We start from the raw sequence: 6,538 nt of genomic DNA on the forward strand, positions 1-6,538 counted from the left end.
CATTCTCACCTCTACCTATTTTCATACCAAACTAGAAAGCCCAGCATCCCTATAAAAATGCTGGGCTCCTATGAAAATTAGATTAAAGTCTTCTTTAAATTCCGCAAATAATGATGACGAATAAAGAAGAAATAAATGACTTGAGCGATAAAGAAACAAGACAGTACCATGATCATATCCTTTGCAATCGATACCGGAAAAAAGCTTTGCAGGGCCATAAAGGCGAAAGTGCTGTGAATCATTGCAACGATGATTGGCACAAAAAATAGCAAAACAAGCTGACGTGTCACAATTTTATTAAGCTCTTGATCTGTTAAACCGACCTTTTTTATCGTTAAATAGAGACGGCGGTCATACTCTAAATCCGCATAAAGACGAAAATACAAAAAGCTACCTGCGGCAATGAAAAAGACGGCGCCAATAAGTAAAGCAACAAACAACATCATTCTATACATACTCATTATTTCATTATATAAGGTTCCGCTTACTGTCATCGTGTAAGGACGGTCACTAGAGGAATAGGCAACCCCGTCTTTCACTAGATTCTTAGCCAAACCAGCTGTTTCTTTATATTCGTTTGTAAAAAATCCCGTAAAGATTTCAACTTTTGTCGCTATCAGCCTCTCATACAGCTCATCGCTAACGACTAGACCTTCAGAAAACAATAGTTGAAATGGTAGCACAACATTTTTCGTAGACTTATTTTGATTCAGTTTTATATTCTCCTGTTTCAACTTATAGCTCTGTGGATGATGACTTTCAATTTGATTTGTAAGCATACCAAGTGATTCTAGCCCAGTAGTAGGTTTCTCAGAAAATGGAAAACCAGCTTTATTAGAGATGTTTTTATAATGTGAAAAGGATATTACTGGCATTTCCTTTGGTGCATACTTATCAGATGACGAAGCCACCTCTACATATTTAATTGGAACTTGATAAGTTGTAAAATCAATCTTCTTTAATTTTAATTCTTCTTCAATTTGCTGTAACTGCTGCTGTTGAATGGGTTGGTCATTCTTCGCTAAATAACTAATCGCGGCCGGATAATCCAACTCGATTTGCTTGCTCATTGCATTCATGGACGCCAATGACCCCACTGCACAAAAAGCAACAGTCGAAACGATGGTCACCATAAAAAACATATGAGCATTATCCTTCAGACGATACACAAGACTAGAAATGGTGATCATATTCGTTCTTTTCCAAAATAAAGCCCGATTACGTTGGAGCATTTTAGTCATAAAAACAGAAAACTGCGTATAGAAAAAATAAGTACCTACAATTGTCATAGCAATCACCGGTAGCATTCGAAAGAATATCGTTCCCGTCGTAGTTGTTGCTGCTAAATAATAACTAACGATAAGCAGCATAGCCGATAATAGCGATAGAAAAAATGAAACTTTTGGCTCCTTTTTCGGCTTTAATCCGGCTTGGAATAAATCAATTAATTTATTTACACGGACAAGTATCGTTGTAAATACTGAAATACATAAAAAAAGGATGAAAAATCCTCCAATCGTTATAGCGAGTGCTTTTTCTGATAAATAGAATGGAAGCGAATCAATATCTAACATTCTTGAACCGATCATTAAAAACAATTTCCCTGTAATAAGCCCCGCACTAATCCCTACGACAATCGCGCCAATCCCAATCAGCATATTTTCTAAAAAAACCATTCGATTCAATTGGATTCTCGTCATTCCGTGCATCATTAAAATGCCAAATTCTCGCTTCCTCGACTTCAAAAAGGTACTAACAGAGTAGAGAACAAAGAAAAATGAGAAAAAATACATAATTACTTCAGCAGCAATCATCATCTGAACGGCAAGGGCTGCAGTCACACCCTTCTGTATATCGGGATGAAAAATAAATAGTGCATAAACGAAGAATATCATCACAGAGAAGGCACTACTTAAAAAATAAGCTGCATATGTCCGTTTGTTTCGAATCACATTTCTAAAAGCGAACTGTCGAAAGGTCATGACTGTTCCCTCCTAGTAATGCCAGCATATCGATGATTTTCTGGAAAAATGCTTGTCGATTATCTCCCCGATAAATTTCGTTGTAAAGCTGACCATCTTTGATAAAAATAACTCGGTGGCAATAGCTTGCTGCAACCGCATCATGGGTAACCATTAAAGCTGTAGCCTTATCTTCCTTGTTAATCGTTTCAATTGTTTCCATTACATCTTTAGCAGCCTTTGAATCTAAATTTCCTGTTGGTTCATCGGCTAGAATTAACGAGGGCTGATGAATAATCGCACGTGCAATAGCTGTCCGCTGCATTTGGCCACCAGATATCTCATATGTCCGCTTTTTTAAGATCGAATCAATTCCTAATTTCTTAGAGACATGTGCTAGTTTTTGATCCATCTCAGCGACACGTATGCCATCGAGTGTAAGTGGTAGAACAATATTTTCCTCCACAGTTAACGTATCTAGTAAATTAAAATGTTGAAAGACAAAACCGAGTTCATGCCTACGGAACAATGACGTTTCCTTCCGATTTAAGCGATGTGGATTTTTTCCGTTAATCGTGACCTCACCAGATGTTGGCTGATCAATGGTAGCAATTAAGTTTAAAAGTGTCGTTTTCCCACTTCCGGATGGACCCATAATACCAACAAACTCACCTTTTTCAATCGAGAAATTAATATTATCTAAAGCTTTATGAGCCACTTTTCCTTCATAAATTTTTGCTAAATGCTTTACTTCTAAAATAGACAAGACCTTCACTCCTCATTTGTTAACTATCCCCATTCTAACTAGAAAAGATCATTCTCTACTATGTCGTAAACTTACAGTTAGCTTACAGGATTGTAAGGAAAGTAGAAAAGCGTAAGCGCCTTGCTCAGCCCCGACAAGCAAATGCTTCGCCACCCGGAAAGTCGTTCTTTGACTTTTTGGGTGGCGAACATTTGACCTCGAGGTCGACAAAAGCGCGACGTCCTGTCGCATTGTCGACACTAGTACATCCTGTACGTCGGGGCTAGGCCGCTTGCGCTAGACATCGTTCGAAGTCCAGTAAAGTTATCTATCTAAAAGTAATACGAATAGTGGTTCCTTCATTAACGGCCGAATCGATCTCTACAGCATGGCCAAGTTTATTACAAATTTGTTTAACTAGATACAAACCCATTCCAGTTGATTCCTGAAAGTTTCGTCCATTTTCTCCTGTAAAATAAGGATCAAACACACGTGGTAAGTCACTTTTTGTAATTCCAATTCCTTCATCCTTTATTTCCAACGTTACATTGTTTGAATTCTTGTAGCCCCGGATATGAATTTTTCTATTTTCTTCTACAGTATAGCGGACCGCATTCGTTATAATCTGTGTGAATACAAATGATATCCATTTCTCATCTGTTGCAATAATCAAATCTCCATCCATTTGAATAGATGGGAAAACACGATTTCGGATAAATAATCGCTTTTGATCTGATATAACAGATCGAACTACTTTATCTAAAGAAATCCTTTCAACAAAAAAGTCATGCTCAAATGCATCTAAACGTGCCGAATATAAAACCGTTTCCAAGCCCTTTCTCATTCGGTCCAGTTCATCACCTATCGCAATAAACCGTGGATCATCTTCATCCTGAACCATTAAATGAATAACAGACAAAGGTGTTTTCATTTGGTGGACCCATTGGTTAATAAAATGAATATGATCTTGAAGCTTATACTGATAATTATGGATCTCTGTTTGATATTGATAATATTGACCCTTTAACAGCTGTTGCAAACTTTCAGATAAAGGAGTGCCCGTCCTATTTTCTAAAAATTCTCCTAAGGATGAAAGTGGATGCTCCAGTCGCTTATAAAATGCACGATGAGAAAAATAGCGATATACAAGATATCCTATAAATAAACAGCTGCTCAGTATAGCTGCGTACAAGCTAATAGATACATGTTGATACCCATCCACCCAAAATACAAATAGTATAATAAATAATTGAATGAGATAAATAAAAATCAAAGGCAGATGTTCTCGAAAAAATAGTTTCACACCTGTTTCCTCCAATTTGGCGATAACTGATACCCTTGTCCTCGAATCGTTTGCAGAGCATTTTCGATCGTTAAAGATAATAATTTTTTCCGGACACGTGTCACATACACATTTAAAGTATTATCATCAACAAAAGTTTGGTCATCCCAAATTCTTTCGAGCAATCGATCTCGACTTACGACCCTCTCTACTTTTTTCATTAATTCTTCTAAAATTTTTGCCTCAGTAAAACTGATTTCCACTTTATAATCAGAGAATGAGAGCGTAAGCCGCTCAACATCTAGCACCAATCCATCCACATCGACAACTCGATCATCCTTTTGTGAACTAGAAAATTCTCCGTATGCCCTTCTAAGCTGACTTTTTATTTTGGCTACGGCAATTTCATAATCAAACGGCTTTGTGATATAGTCGTCCCCTCCATTTTCAAGAGCCATTACTTGATCCATCTTTCCTTCACGTGCAGAGATAAAGATAATTGGACAAGTAGAGACCTTTCGAATTTGCCGACACCAATAATAACCATCAAACTTCGGTAAATTTACATCTAGAATGACAAGATGCGGTGAATATTCTTCAAATTGTGATAGAACTGCATCAAAATCTCTAACCGATTGTGTATCAAAGCCGAATTTATGTAAATGCTCTTCAAGCAGTTGTAACAGATTTCGATCATCTTCCACGATATAAATTTTAAACATAGAACATACTCCCCAGTAAAATATTTAAGCCTTCCTAATAAATGGCATTAGAACAATTATATCATTCTGTAGAATGAGAGATTAACTATATTCGAAGGAACGAATATATCAAATGAATGTCCCAAATTGGGGAAATATAGTTGAAAGAATATAAAAAGGAGGTTCCTAAGATGCAAAAGTTTCTCATGCTTTTGTTTTTGATCGTATTTCTAATTCCTACGACAATTTATGCTGCGCCAAGTAGTGAAAGAAAGGCTGCATTTATTAGAGGAAATGATCTATGGATCAAAGTTGGCAATAAAGAAAAGAAAATAACAGACGGACAGTACATTAGATATCCAAAATGGTCATTCGATGGCAGTTGGATTTCCTATCTTAAAGGAACAAAAAATAATGAATACAAGATTTATAACGGAGAACTTTGGCTGTACAATCTGAAATACAACAAACATTTCAAAATCAAATCTAACATAAATAATAATTATCAATGGGCACTTCAACAAAATAAAATCGCTTTCCAAGAAAATAAAGTCCTGTACTATTTGAATGCTGAATTATTTAATCAAAACGAAATCACGTTTGTTTCAAAACCTATCGAAAACTTTTCTTGGCTTCCTGATGGGAAAGGCTTTTTAACCTCATCAAAAGAAAGTCCAAATCTTCATTCTGACATTATTTTATCAAAAATTTTGTTTTCTAAAAGTGGAAAACAAGTATCCTCTCATTTATATACTATTCCCGTAAGTTCAGATGATTTTCATGTTTCAACATGTCCTTTTAAATGGTCAAATGACATGAAGTGGATAAGTTTTTTACTAGTTCCTACGGCATCTTTATCCGCTGATAGTAATACACTTTGCATCCTGTCCCAAGATGGACAATTTTTTCAAAAAGTAGACGAAATGTTGAATTACGAGGAATGGTTCCAATGGACCCTAACTAAAAGTTCTATAGGTTATATAAGTGGTGTTGGGAGGGAAGCGACAGCTAATAAACAATTACAGATACTAGGTGTTCCGACTTTTAAGAAAGAGATCATAACACCTAAAGGTTATTCTGATCGAGATTTAGTATGGAAAAATGATCAACTTTTGTATGTATCTCGTTCTCTAGAGAGCAACGAAGGTGAACTAGATAAAAGACCTTTACCTAGTCTTTATAAAATAAATTTAGCAAATCATAAACAAATCCAATTGACCTTCCCTTCTAAAAACGAAGGTGACTTTAGGCCACAAATCATTAAAAATCAACTTGTTTGGATTAGAACCGATAGACAATCAGCAAATGTATTCATATCTCCGGTCAGTCATTTAAAAGGGAACGTATGGATAAAGGATATTGATTTAGGAAGCACATACTATGAAAAATGGAATTGGGATGAGGTGCTTAGTTTGTATGGTGGAGGAAATTGATTTAAGGCAATGATGAATAAATTTGATGGCATGAACTTTTTATGGTGACCTATTTCATTGTTTTTTAACTTTTGTGGTCATCATCAATCTCTTATGATGACCCGTTTTGATGTTTTTTAACTTTTGCGGTCATCATGAAACTCTTATGGTGACCTGTTTTGATCCTTTTTTTTTTGCCGTCATCATGGACCTTTTATAGTGTCCGACTTTGCTTATTTTCTACTCTGGTAGGCATCATAGATCTCCTATGAAGACAATTGAAAGCAAAAAAAGAACAACCACAATGGGTTGTTCTTTTTTTGCCTGGCGACGTCCTACTCTCACAGGAGGAATCCTCCAACTACCATCGGCGCTGAGAAGCTTAACTTCCGTGTTCGGTATGGGAACGGGTGTGACCTTCTCGCCATCGCCACCAG

General features: G+C 36.3%; 5 protein-coding genes and 1 rRNA gene. 1 reads left to right on the plus strand and 5 read right to left on the minus strand.

Going from position 1 to position 6,538, the window contains the following annotated elements:
- Positions 1–77: 77 nt before the first annotated feature.
- From ACFSO7_RS14555 to ACFSO7_RS14570, 4 genes are all read right to left on the minus strand, one after another.
- Positions 78–1,982 carry an FtsX-like permease family protein gene (locus ACFSO7_RS14555; protein WP_377878059.1) on the minus strand — a complete coding sequence of 635 codons (1,905 nt, stop codon included), beginning with the start codon at positions 1,980–1,982 and terminating at the stop codon, positions 78–80.
- On the minus strand, positions 1,957–2,727 hold the full coding sequence (locus ACFSO7_RS14560; RefSeq protein WP_377878060.1) for an ABC transporter ATP-binding protein: 771 nt from the start codon (positions 2,725–2,727) through the stop codon (positions 1,957–1,959). Before ACFSO7_RS14560 ends, ACFSO7_RS14555 begins: the two co-directional genes overlap by 26 nt.
- Positions 2,728–3,034: 307 nt before the next feature.
- Complete coding sequence (locus ACFSO7_RS14565) at positions 3,035–4,009, minus strand: HAMP domain-containing histidine kinase (RefSeq protein WP_377878061.1); 975 nt, start codon at positions 4,007–4,009, stop codon at positions 3,035–3,037.
- Complete coding sequence (locus ACFSO7_RS14570) at positions 4,006–4,710, minus strand: response regulator transcription factor (protein ID WP_377878062.1); 705 nt, start codon at positions 4,708–4,710, stop codon at positions 4,006–4,008. The genes ACFSO7_RS14565 and ACFSO7_RS14570 overlap by 4 nt, the downstream gene beginning before the upstream one ends.
- Positions 4,711–4,880: 170 nt before the next feature.
- Here ACFSO7_RS14570 and ACFSO7_RS14575 point away from each other — a divergent pair, with 170 nt between their 5' ends.
- Positions 4,881–6,122, plus strand: a complete 1,242-nt coding sequence (locus ACFSO7_RS14575) for a translocation protein TolB (protein ID WP_377878063.1) — start codon at positions 4,881–4,883, stop codon at positions 6,120–6,122.
- Positions 6,123–6,423: 301 nt separating this feature from the next.
- On the opposite strand, the gene rrf is transcribed toward ACFSO7_RS14575, so the two are convergent.
- A 5S ribosomal RNA gene (gene rrf, locus ACFSO7_RS14580) occupies positions 6,424–6,538 on the minus strand.

It is taken from the genome of Bacillus sp. CGMCC 1.16607 (genome assembly GCF_042683745.1).
GTDB lineage: Bacteria > Bacillota > Bacilli > Bacillales > Cytobacillaceae > Pseudoneobacillus.